18 protein-coding genes are annotated in these 21,154 nt (G+C 35.6%); 14 read left to right on the top strand and 4 right to left on the bottom strand.

Features of this window, described 5'->3' with window-relative positions; all coding sequences use genetic code 11:
• On the top strand, positions 1-1,042 hold a 1,042-nt coding region (locus CCAND38_RS05030), incomplete at its 5' end, for a DUF5689 domain-containing protein (RefSeq protein WP_042348576.1).
• A gap of 85 nt (positions 1,043-1,127) precedes the next feature.
• Complete coding sequence (locus CCAND38_RS05025) at positions 1,128-1,718, top strand: DUF502 domain-containing protein (protein ID WP_042007285.1); 591 nt, start codon at positions 1,128-1,130, stop codon at positions 1,716-1,718.
• Positions 1,719-1,726: 8 nt separating this feature from the next.
• Here the strand turns inward: CCAND38_RS05025 and CCAND38_RS05020 are convergent, their stop codons facing one another.
• Both CCAND38_RS05020 and CCAND38_RS05015 read right to left on the bottom strand, forming a co-directional pair.
• Positions 1,727-2,467: a hypothetical protein gene (locus CCAND38_RS05020; RefSeq protein WP_156129767.1), complete on the bottom strand. Its 741-nt coding sequence runs from the start codon at positions 2,465-2,467 to the stop codon at positions 1,727-1,729.
• 54 nt (positions 2,468-2,521) lie between these two features.
• Positions 2,522-3,262, bottom strand: a complete 741-nt coding sequence (locus CCAND38_RS05015; RefSeq protein WP_042344146.1) for a hypothetical protein — start codon at positions 3,260-3,262, stop codon at positions 2,522-2,524.
• A gap of 501 nt (positions 3,263-3,763) precedes the next feature.
• Here CCAND38_RS05015 and CCAND38_RS05010 point away from each other — a divergent pair.
• The 10 genes from CCAND38_RS05010 (at position 3,764) to gyrB (ending at position 15,264) form a co-directional block, all read left to right on the top strand.
• The gene (locus CCAND38_RS05010) at positions 3,764-4,942 is read left to right on the top strand and encodes a hypothetical protein (RefSeq protein ID WP_156129766.1); all 1,179 of its coding nucleotides are present in this window, start codon (positions 3,764-3,766) and stop codon (positions 4,940-4,942) included.
• Positions 4,943-4,957: 15 nt separating this feature from the next.
• Positions 4,958-6,028 carry a trypsin-like peptidase domain-containing protein gene (locus tag CCAND38_RS05005; protein ID WP_042007294.1) on the top strand — a complete coding sequence of 357 codons (1,071 nt, stop codon included), beginning with the start codon at positions 4,958-4,960 and terminating at the stop codon, positions 6,026-6,028.
• A 64-nt stretch (positions 6,029-6,092) separates the two neighbouring features.
• Positions 6,093-7,964 carry a sodium:solute symporter family protein gene (locus CCAND38_RS05000; RefSeq protein WP_042344142.1) on the top strand — a complete coding sequence of 624 codons (1,872 nt, stop codon included), beginning with the start codon at positions 6,093-6,095 and terminating at the stop codon, positions 7,962-7,964.
• Entirely contained in the window at positions 7,964-9,052 is a 1,089-nt protein-coding gene (gene murG / locus CCAND38_RS04995) for an undecaprenyldiphospho-muramoylpentapeptide beta-N-acetylglucosaminyltransferase (protein ID WP_042344141.1), read from the top strand. Before CCAND38_RS05000 ends, murG begins: the two co-directional genes overlap by 1 nt.
• A 35-nt stretch (positions 9,053-9,087) precedes the next feature.
• On the top strand, positions 9,088-9,540 hold the full coding sequence (locus tag CCAND38_RS04990; protein WP_042007301.1) for a GNAT family N-acetyltransferase: 453 nt from the start codon (positions 9,088-9,090) through the stop codon (positions 9,538-9,540).
• Between the two features lie 45 nt (positions 9,541-9,585).
• Entirely contained in the window at positions 9,586-10,020 is a 435-nt protein-coding gene (locus CCAND38_RS04985; RefSeq protein ID WP_042007304.1) for an HI0074 family nucleotidyltransferase substrate-binding subunit, read from the top strand.
• Positions 10,017-10,334 carry a nucleotidyltransferase domain-containing protein gene (locus tag CCAND38_RS04980; RefSeq protein ID WP_042007307.1) on the top strand — a complete coding sequence of 106 codons (318 nt, stop codon included), beginning with the start codon at positions 10,017-10,019 and terminating at the stop codon, positions 10,332-10,334. The genes CCAND38_RS04985 and CCAND38_RS04980 overlap by 4 nt, the downstream gene beginning before the upstream one ends.
• A 44-nt stretch (positions 10,335-10,378) precedes the next feature.
• On the top strand, positions 10,379-11,731 hold the full coding sequence (gene murC / locus CCAND38_RS04975) for a UDP-N-acetylmuramate--L-alanine ligase (RefSeq protein ID WP_042344140.1): 1,353 nt from the start codon (positions 10,379-10,381) through the stop codon (positions 11,729-11,731).
• Between the two features lie 295 nt (positions 11,732-12,026).
• Positions 12,027-13,124 (top strand): OmpA family protein, encoded by a 1,098-nt coding sequence (locus tag CCAND38_RS04970; RefSeq protein ID WP_042007312.1) that lies wholly within the window; start codon positions 12,027-12,029, stop codon positions 13,122-13,124.
• 181 nt (positions 13,125-13,305) lie between these two features.
• Positions 13,306-15,264: a DNA topoisomerase (ATP-hydrolyzing) subunit B gene (gyrB, locus tag CCAND38_RS04965; RefSeq protein ID WP_042007316.1), complete on the top strand. Its 1,959-nt coding sequence runs from the start codon at positions 13,306-13,308 to the stop codon at positions 15,262-15,264.
• Positions 15,265-15,343: 79 nt separating this feature from the next.
• Here gyrB and CCAND38_RS04960 read toward each other — a convergent pair whose 3' ends face one another.
• Positions 15,344-15,892, bottom strand: coding sequence for a hypothetical protein (locus CCAND38_RS04960; protein WP_042007332.1), 549 nt, complete (start codon positions 15,890-15,892; stop codon positions 15,344-15,346).
• Positions 15,893-16,022: 130 nt separating this feature from the next.
• Here CCAND38_RS04960 and CCAND38_RS04955 point away from each other — a divergent pair, with 130 nt between their 5' ends.
• Both CCAND38_RS04955 and lipB read left to right on the top strand, forming a co-directional pair.
• Positions 16,023-19,163: a cytochrome c biogenesis protein CcsA gene (locus CCAND38_RS04955; protein ID WP_042344138.1), complete on the top strand. Its 3,141-nt coding sequence runs from the start codon at positions 16,023-16,025 to the stop codon at positions 19,161-19,163.
• Positions 19,164-19,269: 106 nt separating this feature from the next.
• Positions 19,270-19,968: a lipoyl(octanoyl) transferase LipB gene (gene lipB / locus CCAND38_RS04950; RefSeq protein WP_042007320.1), complete on the top strand. Its 699-nt coding sequence runs from the start codon at positions 19,270-19,272 to the stop codon at positions 19,966-19,968.
• 45 nt (positions 19,969-20,013) lie between these two features.
• Here lipB and CCAND38_RS04945 read toward each other — a convergent pair whose 3' ends face one another.
• The gene (locus CCAND38_RS04945) at positions 20,014-21,036 is read right to left on the bottom strand and encodes an endonuclease/exonuclease/phosphatase family protein (RefSeq protein ID WP_042007323.1); all 1,023 of its coding nucleotides are present in this window, start codon (positions 21,034-21,036) and stop codon (positions 20,014-20,016) included.
• Between the last annotated feature and the right edge of the window lie 118 nt (positions 21,037-21,154).

The following is a 21,154-nucleotide window of genomic DNA, read 5'->3' as shown; positions in this document are numbered from 1 at the left end:
AAGCGAAATACGAGCGATGCACACTTCAGCAAATGTAGATATTACAGAAGACTTCAAAATCAAAGTGATTGTTACCTCTGACAAGGATGCAGGAAATGTAGGGGGGGCTAACGCTTTTGCTCAGGACAACACAGCGGGTATTGCTTTGCGGTTTACTTCAGATCATTCCTATGCATTGGGTACTGAGTTAGAATTAAACCTAAAAGGTACTAAACTGAAAAAATACAGTGGATTATTACAAATTGAAAGTCTCGAAGTTAGCAACGTTATCAATACAAATACCAGCGCGGTAGCTCCTACTCCGAAAACGATCACTATTGCAGATGCTTTGACGGGAAACTACGAAAGCCAATTGGTGCGTATTGAAAATGCTCAGTTTAAAGTTACTTCGACAACTTACAAAGGAACACAGGTTATCACTACGAATTGTGACAATGCGTTGAAAGTTTATACCAGAAATAAAGCAGTCTTTGCAAATGAAACTGTAAGTGATAAAAGAGGAACAATTACTGGAGTAATGACAGTATACTCTTCTGATATTCAGCTTATAATAAGAAATTTAGGGGATGTTAATTTTACGGAAGCTTACCAAGTATGTACCGTAACACCTCCCGCAAATAAGTTTGATTTTGAAAATGTTACAACCAATTCAACAAGTTATGGGTCAACGGCTACTCTCACTGTCAATAATGCCAAATTGGAATACAAAGCACGTACAAATTTAGGAGATTATGCCATTTCAGGAAAAGGATTGATGTTGCATAATTCATCGGCATCACCTTACATCAAAATTACATTCTCTAATGGAGTTAAGAAATTGAAATTCAGTTATAAAGGAGCTTTAACAGGAGGTACGAATAGAAGATTCGTGGTGTTGAATGGAGATGAAAACAGTACAACTGCATTCGGTCCAGAAGACGATTTTTCCAAAGATGCAGGTGGTACCAAAGAAATAGATGTTAATCTATCTGGAAATGTGGTCATTACCATAAAATCCACTTTGGGACAAATTGTTTTTGACGACATTGAATGGGAAGAATAACTCATATCCAATGAAAAAAATCTAAAAAATCACTACGGAAAACATATCCGTAGTGATTTTTATTTTATTTTTGCTACAAAAAAAGATGAAACACAATCATTTCGCTACGCTCATTCGCTATTTCCTACAAGGAATTTTAATTTTGGGGCCTTTGAGTGCTACCATATGGATCATATGGTCTATTTTTTCGAGCATAGACAATCTAATACCTGATATATCAAAAAAATACCCTGGACTGGTATTCTTTATGATTACTATTGGGACTACCTTGGTAGGATTTATAGGCAATAAGTTTTTGTTAGGACGGATACTTGTCAATAGTTTAGATTATCTATTGGAGCATACCCCAGGTATCAAGTTTATCTATTCCTCTATCAAAGATGTACTGACTTCATTTGTAGGTGATAAACGGAAATTCAATAATCCTGTGTGGGTTAAAGTACAAGAAAAACCCGAAACTTGGCGTATTGGCTTTTTAACACAAAAAAACATGGACTTGGCAAATATGCCTGATATGGTTAGCGTTTACCTACCCCATTCCTATGCGATTTCGGGTTGGGTGATTGTCACCAATGCTAACAATATAAAACCAGCTGAAGGCTTTTCCGCTCATAAGGCTATGGAATTTGCCCTCAGTGGAGGGATGAGTGGCATGACAAATACAAAAAACCACTAAAAGGATTTTTAGATTTTCCCTTCAATCATTTCAAAGTTTTCATCTATTAAAGTAGAGCGAATACCGTGATGCCAATGGGCTCTTCCAAAAATTAAAATCACCTTTTTGTCCTTTACGGTTTTTATAAAGTTTTCAAGATGTTCATCGCGGAATGTATGAGAGTATCTATAAAGCAAATTTGTTGGGTGTACCCCTTTTATTTGCTCACATTTGTAAGGAGTATTCAAAGGTGTGGTAAAATCACATTCATTCAGCGGAATTTCTCCATATTTAGCCTCATATGCCTCAATGACTTCTTCTGTAGTCATGTCAATATTCACGTCTGTTCCATAAATGATTCCCGTGTTTTCCATCGTTTGCCCAACATATTTTTTGTAACATTTTGGCAGCGAATGATTGTTTTTGTCGCTATAGGAAGGTGTGAGGTGAAATCCCATAAGTTTTCTTCTTTTCAATAGTAAAGTATCTTCCCGCTGTTGGCTTATGGTATCTCTACTTAGATACATTCCTTCGTAATAAATTGTATAGCCTTCTGAACGTTTTATTTCTAAATAGGCTTTGACTTCATCATAATACTGCTGGCGACCCAAATGATTCATCGGAATATAAATAAAACTTTGATCTCCTCGTACAAATACTTTTTTATGTTTGAGAGCTGACCTTTGTACGTTAAATAACTTAATCAAAGTACATTGACATGACGATAACAAAAATGACAATCCGAGAATTAGTAAAAAACGTGTTTTCATAAATAATATATACGTTGTGAGTATCCCATAATATACTTTTTGGGGGAATGTCGCTTAAATTTTCCCTTCAATAAGCTCAAAACCTTCATCTCTTAGAGTAGGGTAAACCCCCATAATCCAATGTTTTTTTCCAAAAACGATGACCACCTTTTTGTCTTTTGTTGTTTTAAGAAGCTCTGCCAAATGAGAATCACGTAGCAAGTGAGTGTATGTAAAATTTATATTTGAGAATTCTCTCCTACTCATTCCTTTATTACACTCGTACGGGGCTTTCAGTGGAGTAGTAAAATCACATTCGTTTAATAAAATTTTACCATATTTAGTCTCAAATCTTTCTATAAGTTCTTCGGTGCTTAAATCAGCATTCGTATCTATTTCGGGAATGATTCCTGTGTTTGTCAATGTTTGCCCCACGTATTTTTTCACACATCGAGGCAACGATTGGTTGTCTTTATCATTATATACCGTAAGGTGAAATCCTAATATTTTTCGTTGTTTTCGTTCTAAAGTATCTTTTTTTTCATCACTGATAGAATCACGACTTATCCCAACACCTTCATAATAGATTTTATATCCCTCCGAGCGTTTTTTTGTTATATATTCCTTAACTTCGTCATAGTACTGTTGCTTACCCAAATGAACCATGGGAATAAAAATAAATTCCTGATCACCCTTTATGAGTACTCTTTTATGTTTAACAGCAGATTTTTTAACAAATAATAATCGTACCAAAGCACATTGACACGACGATAACAAAAATGACAATCCGATGATTAGTAAAAAACGTTTTTTCATAAAATATATGTTGTTAAGAGTTTATTAAAATAAAAGCTGTTTTAAATTCAATAAAAATCTACTTGTAACATCCTAAATGCTTACCAAACTTGAAGGCAGTTATTGGATTTTTATGGTCTTCAATTAATAATACGTTACCTAATTAAATGTTATTGATTATGCATATTCAACGGTACGAAAGTATAATTAACATTTGAAATAACAAAATATTTTTATATTTTTTTTATAATTATTCAAACGATAAGAAAATAATCACACAAATAAAACAATGAAAACAAAACAATTTTATTAATATGATATTTTTTTAACATTGTAATTATGTGGTTCAAATTTTTATTGTTAAAATACAGATAAAAAGATTTTTTTTGATTTTTTTCTCATTTGATGTATTTTCCTCAATGCCCATACTCAGTAAACGAAATATTTTCTGAAAATCGTGGGTGCATAATTTTTGCAAAACCTAAAAAAATAGTACTTTTGTTGCTTCGAAAACATATATATATGAGAAATAGAATCCCGAAGTATCACAGGCCTATAAAAAACATCAATGACCCTATCGCTCAAGTGGATAGTTGGTATGCTGCGGTCGATACTTTTGAAGAAAAACGTTATTCAGAATCTTTACGAAAGTTATTGGACTACATCAATCCAGAGGTAGCAAAGCAAGTACCTGCCTCGGGCGATTTTTCTGTTGAGTATCCACAAGGGTCTTCTCGTGTTACCTTTGGTGTGCGAAACGATTATTTTTATATCGAATCACCTTTCGTTAAAATTACAGAAAAATCAAACAAAATCGCTTTACTTCGTGAAGTTAATGAACTGAATTTTACGCACTTGACCATCCCTCAGATTCATCTCGAAAACCAAATGCTGTGGTTTAAATTCGAAGCTCCACTCTATGTGTGTCAGCCCAATAAAATCTATGAAGCATTGCGTGAAATTTGTGAAACCGCTGATGATTTTGATGATGAATTTATCGAAAAATACAATGTAGAATATGTGCAATCTCCTGTTATTGAACATCTTAATGAAGAAGAAAAACAACAAGCGTGGGAGAAAATCCAAAGTATTTTAGATGAATACAAACTCTTCATGGACTATTTTCAAGAGAAACGCTGGTCGGAAAGTCAGTGGGATATTTTGATGATTAGTCTGCTACAATTAGGAAATATGCCGTGTATACAAGGAGTTCTGCGTGTTGATTTACAGGAATATATACAAAATATAAGCAATAATCGAATCGACTTTCATTACCGCATTGACCGAGGAAGAAATTTCTTTAAAAAATTGATGGAGAAATCGCAAGAAGATCTTATGAAGGACATCTATTACACAAAAGCCTTGATGGGACTCAAATGGCGATCTTCTTCAAAAATCATCCAAGAATATGTAACCGACTTCGAAGAGCAGATACGCAAGTATAAAAATTCGAACGATCACTTCAACGTAGCTTATTACCTGAATTACATCTACTTACGATTGATGTATTTCTATAATTTAGATCAAAATTACAAGGACTTTATTATCGGAACACTTGAACGTGCCTCGGGTGAAGCCTACGAAAAGGCAGCCTCTATTTACTTGGAAACTTTTGATCATTTGCTCAATGAAACCTTACCGAAAAACATCAAAAACGGAACAACAACCAAAAAAGGCTTTTTAGCTCGGTTGTTTGGATAAAATCAAGAATTGAACATGGAACAACATAAAAAATATATCTTTAAAATCATTACCTCAGGAGGAACAGGTAGTGGTTTTGCAGTTAAGGGTTATGATTTTTTAATTACAAACTATCACGTGGTGGAAGGAGCAAAAACGTTGGCTGTAGAAGACCAAGAGCGAAATCGTTACTTTGCACGTGTGGTAATGGCAAACCCTGAATTAGATCTAGCTTTTTTGCACGTTGAGGGAATTTCATTAGCAGATACTTCAATCACCATAAACCCTGATTTACAAATACATAATACGCAGAAAGTGTTTATCAATGGATTTCCTTTCGGAATGCCTTTTACCATCACGGAAGGAATTATTTCGTCCACAAATCAGCCGATGAACAATCGCCATTACGTGCAAACGGATGCTGCCGTAAATCCTGGTAATTCAGGAGGTCCAATGCTGAATCAAGACGGAACGTTGGTAGGGGTTACAACTTCAAAATTTACAGAGGCGGACAATGTAGGGTTTGCTATTCACTTCAATGAAGTAATCAAGGAATTACGTGATTTCACCTTTTCGGATAATGTTTTTAGGGTGAAGTGTAATTCATGTGATCATTTTATTGAAACAGAAACCAAATTTTGCCCACAGTGTGGAAATAAAGTGAATGCTTCTGTTTTTGAGGAATTTGAACTGTCCAATTTTGCCACATTCATTGAGTCGGCAATCGCTGACATGGGAGCAAATCCTATTTTGTGTCGTGCTGGACGTGATGTATGGGAGTTTCATCAGGGTAGTGCATTGATACGGATGTTTATTTTCAGAAGTAACTACTTGATTGTCACTTCGCCATTAGTGAAGCTACCAAAACAGAATTTAGCTCCGTTATACGAGTATATGCTTTCACATCCTTACAGCCCTTACCATTTTGGGATTTCCGAAAACATTATTTATTTATCTTATCGCGTACATCTTTCCGACTTATTCTCGGAAGATAGTGAAAAAATTAAAAATCATGTACGCGACATCCCAAAATTAGCGGATGATTTGGACAATATTTTAGTTGAACAATATCACTGTGAGTATTCAATCGATTCGAAACTAGCATAAAAGAGTACAGATAGGGAATTTGTGCTTGTAATGAGTTAAAATTTAAAATAAAAACATTGGTATTATGAGTATTATTGACGTTTTAATCGTTGTTTTGTACATTCTTTTAACCATTGGGGTGGGTGTTTGGATTTCAAAACGAGCATCAAAAGGATTGGATTCCTATTTTTTAGGCGGAAATTCCATAAAATGGTATTATTTAGGGCTGAGTAACGGTTCTGGGATGTTTGATGTGGCAGGAACAGCCTGGATGGTAGGGATTTTATTTCTCTATGGTGTGAAAAGTTTTATGTTTATGTGGATTTGGCCAATATGGAATCAAATTTTTGTAATGGTTTTCTTAGCAGCTTGGATTCGCAGATCAAATATTATGACAGGTTCCGAATGGATTTTAACTCGATTTGGTAATGATAAAGCAGGACGAGCCTCGCATTTGATTATCGCTATTTTTGCTATCATTACTTCGGTTGGGTTCATAGCCTATTTTTTTGAAGGGGTAGGAAAGTTTATGTCCATCATCCTTCCATGGGATATGACTCTCGCTTTTGGAAATTCGGTACTCCTGACTTCAGAACAGAGCTATTCTTTGTTAATCATCTTTCTTACAACTATTTACACCATTAAAGGAGGTATGTTTTCTGTGGTTGCTACTGAAGTTCTACAATACGGAATTATGGTATTAGCAGGAATCTTGGTCGCAGGATACGCTTTCTTTACTATTTCGGATGCGCAAATCACAGCCATTATTCCCGAAGAATGGAAAAATATTTTCTTCGGCACAGAGCTCACACCATTTTGGGATTCGAAGTATCAAGCATTCAATGATTTTATTGATACTCAAGGGTATAAAATGTTTGGAGCTTTTATAGGGATGTCCTTATTAAAAGGATTTTTTGCTAGTGTAGCAGGGCCTACGCCGAGCTACGATATGCAGCGAATCCTTTCAACACGCAATGTGAAAGAGGCTTCCTACATGAGTGGATTTACGAATATTATTTTATTCATACCGAGATATTTACTTATCGGAGGAATTGTAGTGATTGCATTGGTACATATTGCTCCTCAAATGTTAACAAGTATTACCAACAACGATTTAGAAACTATATTACCAAAAGTAGTGAATTTCCACGTACCTGTAGGAATCAAAGGGTTGTTGTTGGCTGGGTTGTTGGCGGCGTTTATGTCTACCTTTTCAGCGTTCGTAAATTCAGGTCCTGCATATATCGTAAATGATATTTACAAAAAATATTTCAAACCTGAAGCCTCGATGAAACATTACATTCATGCTTCTTATTGGGCGTCATTTGCGATTGTGATTCTTGGAGTAATTATGGGCTTTTTTGCCGATTCGATAAACGGTATAACCCTATGGATTACAAGTGCTTTGTATGGAGGGTATGTAGCTGCTAACTTTCTCAAATGGGTGTGGTGGCGTTTCAATGGTTGGGGCTATTTCTGGGGTATGTTAGCTGGTTTACTCATCGCTACTGCTCAATTCATTTTAGATATCAATAAGGCCAATTTCACAGAAGGAACTTGGTTATATAGCTTAGCACATATTCCTCCTATTTATTTATTTCCTATTTTCTTTGTATTTTCGTTATTAGGCTGTTTTTTAGGCACTTATCTATCAAAACCAACAGAGATGAGTGTATTGGTAAATTTTTACAAAAACATTCGTCCGTGGGGCTTGTGGCATCCCGTGTATGTGCAGTTAAAGCAAGAGGATAGCACAGCTGTCAAAAATACTGACTTTTGGAAAGATATGGGCAATTGTGTTATTGGAATAGTGTGGCAATCGAGCCAAATTTTGATTCCTATTTTCCTGTTAATCAGAGATTATCCCAAAATGTGGTGGTCAATTGCGGTTTTTGCCTTAACCACAGCTATATTGAAATTTACATGGTTAGATGTCGTAAAAAAATATAAAGATTAATGAAACCTAAATTCATCATATCAGGCGGCGGTACAGGCGGACATATTTATCCTGCCATTGCTATTGCAAATGAAATAAAACATCGTTTGCCTGATGCCGAAATTCTGTTTGTGGGAGCTGAAAACCGAATGGAAATGCAAAAAGTGCCTCAGTCGGGGTATCTCATCGAAGGATTGTGGATTTCGGGTTTACAACGCAAACTAACGCTTGACAACTTGATGTTTCCGCTGAAACTTGCCAGCAGTTTATGGAAGGCTCGGAAAATCATCAAGAAGTTTCGTCCTGATGTGGTTATTGGAACAGGCGGATATGCTTCTGCCCCAACCCTTAAAGCGGCTCAATGGCTCGGCATTCCTACGATAATTCAAGAGCAAAATTCCTATGCCGGAGTGACCAACAAATGGGTATGCCAAAAAGCGGAAAAAATATGCGTGGCTTATGATGATATGAAAAATTTCTTTCCGAAAGAAAAAATCGTGAAAACGGGAAATCCTGTTCGGGCAGATTTGCTCAACATTTCCGAAAAAAGAGAGGAAGCTCAAACTTTTTTTTCTCTGAATCCAAATAAAAAAACGCTTTTGGTTTTGGGCGGAAGTTTAGGAGCAAGACGTATCAATCAGCTTATTGAAAGCAATTTACCTCTTTTTGAAAAACTTGATATCCAAGTACTTTGGCAGTGTGGGAAACTCTATTTTGAAGAATATAAAAAGTACGACTCTGAAAACATTAAAGTATTGCAATTCATTGACCGAATGGATTTTGCGTACGCCTCAGCAGATGTGATTATTTCCCGAGCAGGAGCAAGTTCCGTAAGTGAACTTTGCATTGTGGGCAAACCTGTGATTTTCATTCCGTCACCCAACGTAGCGGAAGACCATCAGACTAAAAATGCACAAGCAATAGCAAAAAAGCAAGGTAGTATTTTAATCCGTGAAAGCGAGTTAGATAGCCAATTTAAAACAATATTTTCACAGCTAATTCTTAACGAAAATCAGCAAAAAAATCTCTCTGAAAACATCAAAAAATTAGCTCAACCCAACGCAACTAAAGACATCGTAGATATTATTTTTAAATTATTCAAAGATTAAATGATTAAAATATTGAAAAAATCAAAAAAAATGAAATGAAAGAGGTAATCATTAAGAAATTAAATTCGGAAAATTTGATAGCAAAAGGCTTGAGATTATCCTTAGAAGTCTTTACCAAATGCAACAAAATGGACTATAACGATGAGGGCTATCGCCATTTTAATAGTTATATTGAAAATAAGGAACAAGTCTCTTTATTATCAATGTACGGAGCATTTATCAATGAAAACCTTGTGGGGATTATCGGAGTTAAAGAAAATGGTCAGCACATTTCCTTATTTTTTGTAGATAAAAAATATCAAGGCTTGAAGATTGGACGTAAATTGTTTGCATTTGCCCAAAACGACACAAAAGCAAATCACATCATCGTTAATTCATCAACAAGTGCAGTTGAAGTGTACAAAAAATTAGGATTTAACATTATAAGAGAACAAGTTACAAAAAATGGATTAACCTCTGTTTTAATGGAATACAAAAACAATAACTAATCATTTAATTTTTTAGTCTTTTTAATTTTTCAAATTGTTAACGAAATGGAGCTTGACATCAGATATAAACAGCGATTTGCCAATTACACTAAGGCTTTGGAACAACTCAAAAAAGCCCTATACTATTTTGAGGAAAACGCAAAAAATGAGAAGAATGATTTTTTGGAAATAATCGGAATATCGGTAATCAAATCGTTCGAATTTTCTTTTGAGTTAGCGTGGAATTTAATGAAAGACTACGCGATATATCAAGGAATTACAAACGTGGCAGGTTCACGCGATGCCATTCGTGAAGCTTTTGCAATGGGGTTAATCAATGAAAAAAATCAGATGGTTTGGCGAGAGATGATTATCAGTCGTAATCAAAGTAGCCATACCTACAACCAAAGTACAGCAACAGATATTTTGAAAAAAATCAAAGAAGATTATCTATTTGCCTTTCAAGATTTTGAAGAAAAAATGAAACTACTTTCACAATGAAAACGAAACAATTTGGATTAGAAGCTGCCGTTTTAACATCGCTCCAAAATATTTTTGAAAAATTTGAAAATATTGAAAAAGTGATTGTATATGGGTCAAGAGCGAAAGGAAATTTTAGATACAATTCGGATATTGATTTAAGCATCATCGGAGAAATTTCGTACGATGATTTACTTAAAATAGAACTTTTGATTGACGAATTACTACTACCATACAAAGTAGATTTATCGGTTTTTAACAATATAAATAATAGTGAATTGAAAGCTCATATTGAGCGAGTTGGAATAGTTTTATACAAGAAAAACAACAAATAGTTTTTTTAATCTTTTAATCTTTTAAAACCTTAAACAAAAACGCAATGAAAGTCAATTTCAATAACATACAAAACGTATATTTCATCGGGATTGGTGGAATCGGGATGTCGGCATTGGCTCGTTATTTCAAAGCCATCGGGAAGAATGTCTGCGGATACGACCGAACACCAACAGAAATTACCGATACACTTGAAAACGAAGGAATTAAAGTCCACTTTACGGAAGATGAAGCAAATATCCCATCAGATTTCAAGAACATAGAAAATACTCTTGTAGTGTACACACCTGCCGTCCCGAAAATGCACGTTGAACTTGTTTTCTTTCAAAATAATGGTTATCAAGTTTTTAAGCGTTCCGAAATTTTGGGAATGATTACCGAAAATAGTTTTTGTTTGGCGGTAGCAGGAACGCACGGAAAAACCACAACATCAAGCATTTTAGCTCATATTTTAGTGGAAAGTGGAGCTTCGGTAAGTGTCTTTTTAGGTGGAATTGCAGAAAATTTCAACAGTAATTTGGTTCTTAATGGAAGTAAATTTACCGTTGTTGAAGCTGACGAATTCGACCGCTCTTTTTTAAGGTTATCTCCTGATATTGCGTGTATTACCTCAATGGATGCTGACCATTTGGACATCTACGGAAATAAGGAAGAATTTGAAAAAGGGTTTCGTGATTTTGCCGACAAAATTAAATCTGATGAAAATCGAATTATATGTAACGGACTGAAAATAAACGGAAAAACATACGGATTGGAAGATAATTCTGATTTCAGCTTTCAAAATATTCGTATTGAAAATGGTTTGTATCACTTTGATTTCCATTATGCAAACAACGTTCTTAAAAATTATGTGTTTCCAAAACCGGGCAGACACAATTTGTCGAACGCTTTGGCGGCGGTGGCGATGGGTATACAAGCGGGGTTTCCTGCTGAAAAATTATTGTCGGCATTGGCAACTTTTAAAGGAGTAAAACGTCGATTTTCATACATCATCAAAGAAAAGGATTTCGTTTTCATTGACGACTATGCACATCACCCATCGGAAATCAACGCACTTTTCCAAGCGGTGGACGAAATGTATCCAAAAATTGAAAAAACCATTGTTTTTCAGCCTCATTTGTTTACTCGAACTCGCGATTTTATGGACGAATTCGCAGAGAGTTTATCCAAATTTGACGATGTCGTGTTGTTGGATATTTATCCTGCAAGAGAATTGCCCATTGAAGGAATCACGTCAGAAGTGTTGTTAGAAAAAATTCAAAGCAAACAGAAAGTTTTGGTCTCAAAATCGGATTTAATTCCGTTACTGACCAAAAAACAGCCCAAGTTATTGCTTACTGTTGGAGCAGGTGACATCGGAGCTGAAGTTGAGAGAATTAAAAACAGTTTCAAGATGTAGAGCAAGATATCAATATCTACTCAAGACATATATTAAATCAAGTATTAAATAAAATTAAACGATTGAAAAACAACAAATAAGCTTTTTTTAACAATTGGTGTTATAAGATTAGTGTTGATTTTAGGTGTTTAAATACGAAACACAATATGTAAGTAATTTATTAGTATACTTTTAAATAGTAAGTAATAGTATAGTTTTCGTTGAAAAGCATAAAGTCCTGTTAATTTTTTTTTTAATACGATTTTAATCCCGAAATTTGCCACAGATTTTAAACAAAATAATTTATATTTAGAGTATGAAAAAAACAACTTTAAGTTTAGTTGCACTTTCATTTGTGGGCTATGTGTCTGCACAAGATTTACCAGCAAATCCAGCTCCAGGTAAGTGTTATGTAAAATGTATCACGAAAGATGAATTTCGTGAAGAGACAGAGAGAATCCAGATTGCACCCGCTTACAGCAAACTGGAGGTAATTCCTGGTACGTTCAAAACGATTGAAGAGCGTGTTTTAGTAAAAGAAGCAAGTAAAAAATTGGTGTACGTACCAGCTGTTTATGAGACGGTTCAAGTTCCTTATGAGAAAAAAGAAGCTGGTAATATATTAACTGTAGTTCCTGCTGCTTTTGGTAAAGATGTTAAAACTTTGGAAGTGTATCCTAAAACTTCAGGTTGGGAGTACAAACATCTAGACAACTGTCCTTCAATCAATAAAGATGCCTGTGTTACTGCATGTTTTGTTGAAAGACCTGCTCGTTTCGAGAGCGTAGATGTTGTTACTTTGGTGAAAGACGCTCATACTACAGAAAGAGAAATTCCAAGCATTGAGGCTACTTTCAAACGTCAGGTTGTTAAAACCCCTGCTCGTGTTGAGGAAATTGAAATCCCTGCTGAATATGCTACCATCAAGCGTGAAGTAGTTGATAGAGAGGCAACAACTCGTAAAGTGGAAGTTCCTGCTGAGTACAAAACTATTACCAGACAAGTATTGGTAAAAAAAGGAGGAGTTACCGTTTGGGAAGAAGTTGATTGTAAATTATTAGAGCCTACAATGTTGCCTATTTTATACGAATACAATAGTGCTAAATTAACAAAAGCCTCTGAAAAAATCATTGATGAGATGTTATTCCCTCTATTGAATGGCAAAAACACAAGTGTTGAAATCATGTCTCACACTGACTCAAGAGGAAACGACGATTACAACATGTCGTTATCTCAGCAAAGAGCTAATGCGGTTGTTAACTACTTGGCTTCTAAAGGTATACAACGTTCAAGAATGATTGCAAAAGGATACGGAGAGACTCGTTTGATCAACAGATGTGCTAACGGAGTTCAGTGTTCAGAGCAAGAACATCATAAAAACCGTCGTACAGAATTCAGAATTTTAGGAGAATAGTTCTCCATATGGTCGTAAATAATAAAAACTGCTTGAAACTTTTCAGGCAGTTTTTTTGTTATTATATTCTTTTTTTCGACTCACATCTCTTAGGGTTACATTTTTGAGAACGTATTGTCTAATTTCGAAAAAAGTTGTACCTTTGTAGACTATTATTACTTATAGAATACAAAAATAACTTATGAGCGAAGAACTAAACAAAAGTCAATATTCGGCGGATAATATTCAGTCTTTGGAAGGAATGGAACACGTGCGTATGCGTCCTTCGATGTATATTGGAGACGTGGGTACACGGGGTTTGCACCATTTGGTATATGAGGTTTTGGATAACTCTATCGACGAGGCATTAGCAGGACACTGCGATAGAATCACAGTATCTATTAATGAGGATAATTCCATTACTGTTGAAGATAATGGTCGCGGGATTCCTGTGGATATTCATAAAAAAGAGGGTGTTTCCGCTTTACAAGTGGTTATGACTAAAATTGGAGCCGGAGGTAAATTTGACAAAGGCTCATACAAAGTTTCAGGAGGTTTACACGGCGTGGGAGTTTCGTGTGTGAATGCACTTTCTACGCATCTGATAGCAACTGTTTTCCGTGATGGAAAAGTTTGGGAACAGGAATACTCAAGAGGGAAAGCGCTCTTTCCCGTCAAACAGATAGGCAATACGGACAAACGAGGGACACGTGTAACGTTTCATCCCGATGAGGAAATTTTCCAACAAACAACGGAATATAAATACGACACCTTAGCTACTCGTATTCGTGAATTGTCATATTTAAACAAAGGTATTACCATTACCTTAACGGATTTCCGCAATAAGGATGAAAAAGGAGAATATATCTCTGAGACCTTTCATTCCGAAAATGGATTATCTGAGTTTATTAAATATTTGGACGGAAACAGGGTTTCTATCATCAATCGCGTAATCTCTATGGAAGGAGAAAAAAATGAGATTCCTGTGGAAGTAGCGATGATTTATAACGATTCGTTCAACGAGAATTTACACTCTTATGTAAACAATATCAATACTACTGAAGGAGGAACTCACTTACAAGGATTCCGTATGGGATTAACACGTACGCTTAAAAACTATGCGGATAAATCAGGTTTGTTGGAAAAAGCAAGTAAAGATAAAAAGAATCCTATTGAAATTGTAGGAGATGATTTCCGTGAAGGCTTAACAGCGATCATTTCGGTGAAAGTAGCTGAACCTCAGTTTGAAGGGCAAACAAAAACTAAGTTAGGGAACCGCGAAGTTACATCGGCTGTTTCACAAGCGGTATCCGATATGCTGGAATCTTATTTAGAGGAAAATCCGAACGATGCTAAAACCATTGTTGAGAAAGTAATTTTAGCTGCACAAGCACGTCAGGCAGCAAAGAAGGCTCGTGAAATGGTGCAACGTAAAACCGCGATGAGTGGTGGTGGACTTCCAGGAAAGTTGTCCGATTGCTCAGAACAAGATCCTGAAAAGTGTGAGATATTCTTGGTGGAGGGAGACTCCGCAGGGGGAACAGCTAAGTTAGGACGTGACAGAAACTATCAAGCGATTCTTCCTCTAAAAGGTAAGATATTGAATGTAGAAAAAACAATGCAGCATAAAATTTTTGATAATGATGAAATCAAAAATATATACACAGCATTGGGTGTAACCATTGGCACAGAAGAAGATGCTAAAGCCTTGAATTTACAGAAGTTACGTTATCACAAAGTGGTTATCATGTGTGATGCCGATGTCGATGGGTCACATATTACAACTCTGATTTTGACATTTTTCTTCCGCTATATGCGTGAGTTAATTGAAAAAGGGTATGTTTATATTGCTACACCTCCACTTTATTCATTGAAAAAGGGCAAGAAAGAAGTTTACGCATGGAACGAGAAAGAGCGTGACCGTGTGAGTGAGGAACTTGGAGGAGGGGCTCACATTACTCGATACAAAGGTTTGGGAGAGATGGATGCTCCACAACTGTGGGAAACAACTATGAATCCTGCTCAGCGAACGCTCCGTCAAGTAACTATCGACAACGCTAGTGAGGCTGATCGAATTTTCTCTATGTTAATGGGAGATGAAGTACCTCCCCGCAGAGAGTTTATTGAGAAGAATGCAAAATATGCAAAAATCGATGCTTAGTCATAAAAGTGTACTTATAAAAAAGGCTGTTCAGTAATTTACTAAACAGCCTTTTTTACTTTTATTAAAGGGAATGATCCTAAAATTTATACCCTATCTTGATACCTGCGTTTGGTTCAATAGCCCAAAAATACTTGTTTTCAACAATTTTTTTACCGAAATTACGTCCTATGTTTACGTATGGAGCCACAACAAACGTATCATTATAATTCCAAATATACCCAATTCCGATTCCAAAAATAAAACTGTCCAGCTTAGTCGTTTCTACAACCTCCTTTTTGTCAGCATTCAATACAGTTTCTTTAAAACTACCAAAACGCTGCTTGATAAACGGATTGATATAGGGGCCTGATAAGTTATCTAAATCAAAATAGTAGTTATATCCTACTTTGATACTCGTTGCACTGTATTTTCTGTTATCTCCTTTTGGAAAGTAGGAAAAACGGTCGTTAAAAAACATTTCAACTTCAATTGACTGATTGAAGTCGACATAGCGTTCATAACCCAACTCAACCGAAGCGATAGCAATAGCGTTTAAGGCATTCAAGTTTATTTGATTCTTTGGGTAATCCTGTGAAAATGCTTTCCCTGAAAAAAGAGCCAAACATACAATAATAAGTCTTTTCATGTCTATGATAATTTTAATTGAAAGGCAAAAGTAATAATATTTTTTAGAACTGGAAATATTTTCTGTATTTTCCTGCTTTTTATGGTTTAAAATCGTATCTTTGCACGAAACACTACTTATCAATAAATTTATGTTAAAATCATTCGTAAACTTCGTTTTTTCAACTCGTTTGATGGCGATTCTTTTCATCGTATTTGGGATTGCTTTAGGGTTAGGGACATTTATTGAGAACGACTATGGTATCGACACGGCTCGTATCTGGATATACAACGCGTGGTGGTTCGAATTAATCATGCTTATTTTTGCAATTAACTTCATTGGTAATATCAAACGCTACAATCTTTTGAAAAGAGAAAACTGGGCGGTATTGGTATTGCACCTTTCATGGGTCTTTATTATTGTTGGCGCAGGTATTACCCGCTATATGAGTGACGAGGGATTGATGTCAATACGTGAAGGGGATACAGCCAATTTTTATGTATCTGATCGAACTTACATATCTGTATTTGTCGATGGACAACATGATGGACAACCCCTCCGTAAAAGCAACCAAACTGAAGTTCTTTTTTCACCCTATACTCGGAATTCATATCATTGGAATGATGATTTCAAAGGAAAAAGATTTGATGTTAAATACAAAAAATTTATCCGTGGAGCTAAGGAAGGATTCGTAGAATCACCTGAAGGGGCGCTATACCTAAAGTTAGTGGAATCTTCAGGAGGAACACGTCACGAACATTTTTTGAAAGATGGTGAAGTAACTAATGTTCACAACATACTTTTTGCATTAAATCGACCGACCGAAGGAGCTATAAATCTCACCATTAACGATAAACAACAATTGATTCGCACTCCTTTTGAAGGGAAATATATGACAATGTCTACTCAAGAGTTTACCCCTGTTGCTAAGGACAGTTTGCAACCTTTCATGATGCGCTCACTCTATTCACTGGAAGGTATTCAATTTGTAGTTCCAGAGTTTATGGTAAGAGGCTATGAAGGTGTGGTTGCCTTGGATGAAAAAGAAATTACTAAAGAAAGTTCGAATGCGGTAGTACTCGAAATCAATTCGGGGGACGAAAGCAAAGAAGTTACTGTCATGGGAAGCAAAGGAATTATACATCCACCAAAAAGCATCAGTGTAAATGGATTAGACTTCCATCTAAGCTATGGCTCACGTCGTGTAGAGGTTCCTTTTTCGGTAAAACTTGATGACTTTATTGCAGATAAGTATCCAGGAACAGAAAATAGCTATGCCGCTTTCAAAAGTAAAGTTACGGTAACCAATGGAAACGAAAGATTTAACTACGATATTTTCATGAATAACATTCTGAATTATAAAGGATACCGATTATTCCAAGCACAATTTCACCCCGATGAGAAAGGTACCGTATTGTCTGTTAACCACGATTATTGGGGTACACTGATTACTTACATAGGCTATTTTTTACTCTACGGAGGGTTAATTGCTTTTATGTTTGTAGGTAAATCACGATTCATAAAATTAGCAAAACAACTTAGAGATGTGCAATTGAAACGACAAAAATTAAGTGTTCTATTATTTCTTTTAGGAAGTTCTGTAATGTTTGGGCAACATTCCGTAAGGCCATCGGATGCTGAAATTGATTCGATTTTGAAAGCTACGACCGTAAGCAAAGAACACGCTGAAAAGTTCGGTGAGTTGGTAATCCAAGATTCAGGGCGTATGAAACCCGTACATACTTTCGCTTCGGAGTTAATGCGTAAGATGACCAAATTTGATGATTTTAGGGGGATGAATCCTAACCAAGCCCTGCTATCTATGATGTTGCACCCTGGAGTTTGGACACAGGTCGATTTTATTTTCGTAAAGAAACAAAATGACAGTTTACACTCATTTTTAGGTGTAGAAAAAGGTACAAAGTACGTTCGTTTTGCAGATTTCTTTGACGAAAATATGAGCTATAAATTAAGTCCCTATTTACATGAAATTTATTCAACGAACACTCCAAATCAGTTTCAAAAAGATTTTAAGAACGCTGATCAACGCATAGGTTTGATAAATAGAGCTTTATCGGGTGAAATGTTAAAAATATTTCCCTTGTTGAACGACCCTAATAACCGTTGGGTTTCAGGTGTTGAATTTCGTAGTGACAGAAGTTTGGAAAAAGATTCATTGTACGCCAATTTTATAAGCAATGCAGTGCCGATGTATTTGAGTATGCTTCGTGAATCCATTCAAACGGGAGATTATTCAAATCCTGATAAATTGTTAGAAGCTCTTAAGAAAAACCAACAAAATCACGGAGCGGAGGTACTTCCATCGGAAAGTAAGATAAAAGCCGAGATTCTCTATAATAAAATAGATGTTTTTAACCTATTGTTTCAGTGGTACTTATACGTAGGAGGAGTGATGTTCATTCTCTTAGTTGTGGATATATTTTCAAAAAAACCTTTCTTGAATATCGCGGTTCGTATATGTAAATACTTGATTTTAATTTTATTCTTACTTCATACGCTTGGTTTGATATGTCGTTGGTATATTTCAGGACATGCACCTTGGAGTGATGCTTATGAAAGTATGATCTACGTAGCTTGGGCAACTATGGGTATGGGATTACTATTTGCCAAACGTTCACTGTTGTCATTAGCTGCCACTGCTTTCGTTACATCGATGATTCTGATGATCGCACATTGGAATTGGATGGATCCTTCTATAGGCACGTTGCAACCTGTGTTGAACAGCTATTGGCTAATGATTCACGTGGCAATCATTGTCGGAAGTTACGGGCCTTTTGTATTGGGAGCTATTCTGGGAATTATTTCCATGTACCTGATGATATTTACGACCGATAAAAATAAAGAACGTATGTCATTAGCCACTCAGGAGTTAGTGATTGTAAATGAACTATCACTAACCGTAGGATTAGTCATGCTTACTATCGGAAACTTTTTAGGAGGCATGTGGGCAAATGAGAGCTGGGGACGTTACTGGGGCTGGGATCCAAAAGAAACATGGGCTTTGGTAAGCATCATGGTATATGCCTTTGTAATCCATATGCGTTTGGTTCCAGGACTTCGTGGGCGTTGGGCGTTCAGTTTTGCAAGCACGATAGCTCTTTTTAGTATTCTTATGACTTATTTCGGGGTTAATTTTTACCTTTCAGGACTGCATAGTTATGCAAGTGGAGACAAAATCATTACGCCTTCCTTTGTTTACTATTCGGTAGCATTTGTACTGATTTCAGGGGCGATTTCATTTTGGAAATACCGACAATATTATAAAAAATAACACTTTTTGTATTTCAAGCAACATATGTAAGTGTCTGAAATAATTAGGGTTGAAATGAAATCCTGCTGTATTTTAGATTATATGTTTGAATATAAACGCATTAAAAATGAATAAACAAATCATATTCGAAGACTTAGGAACGAAAGATTATAAGGAAACTTGGGATTATCAAGAGTCTCTTTTTGAATCTATCATTGAAAAGAAACGGAAAAACAGAGCAAATAATACCAATGAACCTACATCGAATTACTTCCTTTTTGTAGAGCATCCGCATGTGTACACTTTAGGAAAAAGTGGAGATATTTCAAACTTACTAATTGATGAGGCTACGCTCAAAAAAAAGGGAGCTACCTTTTATAAAATTAATCGTGGTGGAGACATTACCTATCATGGACCTGGGCAAATTGTAGGTTATCCTATTTTAGATTTAGATAATTTTTTTACAGATATTCACAAGTACCTACGTTTGTTAGAGGAAACCATCATCTTAGTTCTGAAAGACTATGGCATTAAAGGAACTCGGAGCGAAGGTGAAACGGGAGTTTGGATAGATGTAGGTACGCCTTTTGCTCGTAAGATATGTGCTATGGGAGTTCGCAGTTCACGCTGGGTAACTATGCATGGATTTGCATTTAATGTAAATGCAGATTTGGGCTATTTCGATAATATTATCCCTTGTGGAATACGTGGTAAGGCAGTGACCTCGCTCAACTTGGAATTAGGTCAAAAAGAAGTAGCTATAGAAGAGGTTAAAGAAAAGATTATCAAATATTTCCAAGAGCTTTTTGAAGCAGAAATGATTTAAAATATCATCGTAAAGACGCAAAATTTTGCGTCTTTACGCCTTTTATTACTCCATAGAAAATTTCACTAACATTGGACGGTGGTCTGATAACACTTCGCTAAATGTGTTAAAATCTTGAATATTCAATGATTTATCTAACAAAATATAGTCAATCCGAAAAGGGAAAAAGTTAAAATTAAACGATTTTCCAAATCCCACACCTTTCTCTTCAAAAGCGTCATTTAGGTTTTCGCCTCTGATATTTCGATAAATATAAGAATAAGCAGTGTTGTTAAAATCTCCACAAACGATGGTTTTGTAGGGAGATGTGTTCTGATGGGTTTTGAAAAGTTCCATTTGCTCCTGCTGCAGTACAAACCTACGACTAATATTTTTGATAAGACGTTCTTTATCTTGATTAATCAGCTCATTTTCAGGTTTTATATGTAGCGATTCTAAATGTAAGCTATAAATACGTAGAGTGTCTTTTTGTACCCTGATGTCCACAAAAACACCATTATTGCTCGTGTTCGGAAAGTTCAATGATCCTGCATTGATTATTGGAAACCGGCTAAAGATAGCGTGACCAATATTATCTTTTGGAGTTTTAGTAATGATTTTTTTATGTGGATATCCTGCGATGTCATATTTTTTATGGTTATAAAACTCTTGAAAAACAATTATATCAGCCGATTGTTTTTGAACAAATTCAATTATTTTATCTTTTAGATTTCGGTCGGGATGCCAACGATAGTGGTTGAATAATCGTACATTGAACGACATTAAAGAAAGACCATTTCCTGCCTCGGTTGAAGTGTTGAATATCTGAAATAATCGTATGAGAGACTCGTAACCAAACAACAAAATTACGGTTGAAAGAAGAAATATTTTCTTTCTTCTTACTAACCAATATATAGAAAATAAAACGTTTACAATCAACACAATAGGAGTTAACAAGGCTAATACTGAAATGATTGAAAATCGCTTTGGAGGCAGATACGGAATGAGGTATGACACCAAAAGCCATAGCACAAAAAATACGTTGGTTAAAAAAAGTATTTTCTCAAAAAAGTTTAGTTTTTTGTACATTTCCGTATTTTATAAGCATCCCACAAAGATACCAAAATATTTGTAAAAGAATTGATTTTGTTAGAGAAAAAAACTACTTTTGCCGAAAAGTAGTCTATTTTTCAGAATCCAACCGAAT

Source organism: Capnocytophaga canis (genome assembly GCF_000827555.1).
GTDB classification, from domain to species: domain Bacteria; phylum Bacteroidota; class Bacteroidia; order Flavobacteriales; family Flavobacteriaceae; genus Capnocytophaga; species Capnocytophaga canis.
This window is presented reverse-complemented; position numbering and strand designations above follow the sequence as displayed.

What these genes read in the sequence shown, in the direction of transcription:
- murG (WP_042344141.1), top strand. Translation starts at nt 7,964, where the DNA reads ATGAAACCTAAATTCATCATATCAGGCGGCGGTACAGGCGGACATATT.
- gyrB (WP_042007316.1), top strand. Translation starts at nt 13,306, where the DNA reads ATGAGCGAAGAACTAAACAAAAGTCAATATTCGGCGGATAATATTCAG.
- lipB (WP_042007320.1), top strand. Translation starts at nt 19,270, where the DNA reads ATGAATAAACAAATCATATTCGAAGACTTAGGAACGAAAGATTATAAG.
- CCAND38_RS04970 (WP_042007312.1), top strand. Translation starts at nt 12,027, where the DNA reads ATGAAAAAAACAACTTTAAGTTTAGTTGCACTTTCATTTGTGGGCTAT.
- CCAND38_RS04960 (WP_042007332.1), bottom strand. Translation starts at nt 15,892, where the DNA reads ATGAAAAGACTTATTATTGTATGTTTGGCTCTTTTTTCAGGGAAAGCA.
- CCAND38_RS05020 (WP_156129767.1), bottom strand. Translation starts at nt 2,467, where the DNA reads ATGAAAACACGTTTTTTACTAATTCTCGGATTGTCATTTTTGTTATCG.
- CCAND38_RS04990 (WP_042007301.1), top strand. Translation starts at nt 9,088, where the DNA reads ATGAAAGAGGTAATCATTAAGAAATTAAATTCGGAAAATTTGATAGCA.
- CCAND38_RS04985 (WP_042007304.1), top strand. Translation starts at nt 9,586, where the DNA reads ATGGAGCTTGACATCAGATATAAACAGCGATTTGCCAATTACACTAAG.
- CCAND38_RS04955 (WP_042344138.1), top strand. Translation starts at nt 16,023, where the DNA reads ATGTTAAAATCATTCGTAAACTTCGTTTTTTCAACTCGTTTGATGGCG.
- CCAND38_RS04980 (WP_042007307.1), top strand. Translation starts at nt 10,017, where the DNA reads ATGAAAACGAAACAATTTGGATTAGAAGCTGCCGTTTTAACATCGCTC.
- CCAND38_RS05015 (WP_042344146.1), bottom strand. Translation starts at nt 3,262, where the DNA reads ATGAAAAAACGTTTTTTACTAATCATCGGATTGTCATTTTTGTTATCG.
- CCAND38_RS05000 (WP_042344142.1), top strand. Translation starts at nt 6,093, where the DNA reads ATGAGTATTATTGACGTTTTAATCGTTGTTTTGTACATTCTTTTAACC.
- CCAND38_RS05005 (WP_042007294.1), top strand. Translation starts at nt 4,958, where the DNA reads ATGGAACAACATAAAAAATATATCTTTAAAATCATTACCTCAGGAGGA.
- CCAND38_RS04945 (WP_042007323.1), bottom strand. Translation starts at nt 21,036, where the DNA reads ATGTACAAAAAACTAAACTTTTTTGAGAAAATACTTTTTTTAACCAAC.
- CCAND38_RS05010 (WP_156129766.1), top strand. Translation starts at nt 3,764, where the DNA reads ATGAGAAATAGAATCCCGAAGTATCACAGGCCTATAAAAAACATCAAT.
- CCAND38_RS05025 (WP_042007285.1), top strand. Translation starts at nt 1,128, where the DNA reads ATGAAACACAATCATTTCGCTACGCTCATTCGCTATTTCCTACAAGGA.
- murC (WP_042344140.1), top strand. Translation starts at nt 10,379, where the DNA reads ATGAAAGTCAATTTCAATAACATACAAAACGTATATTTCATCGGGATT.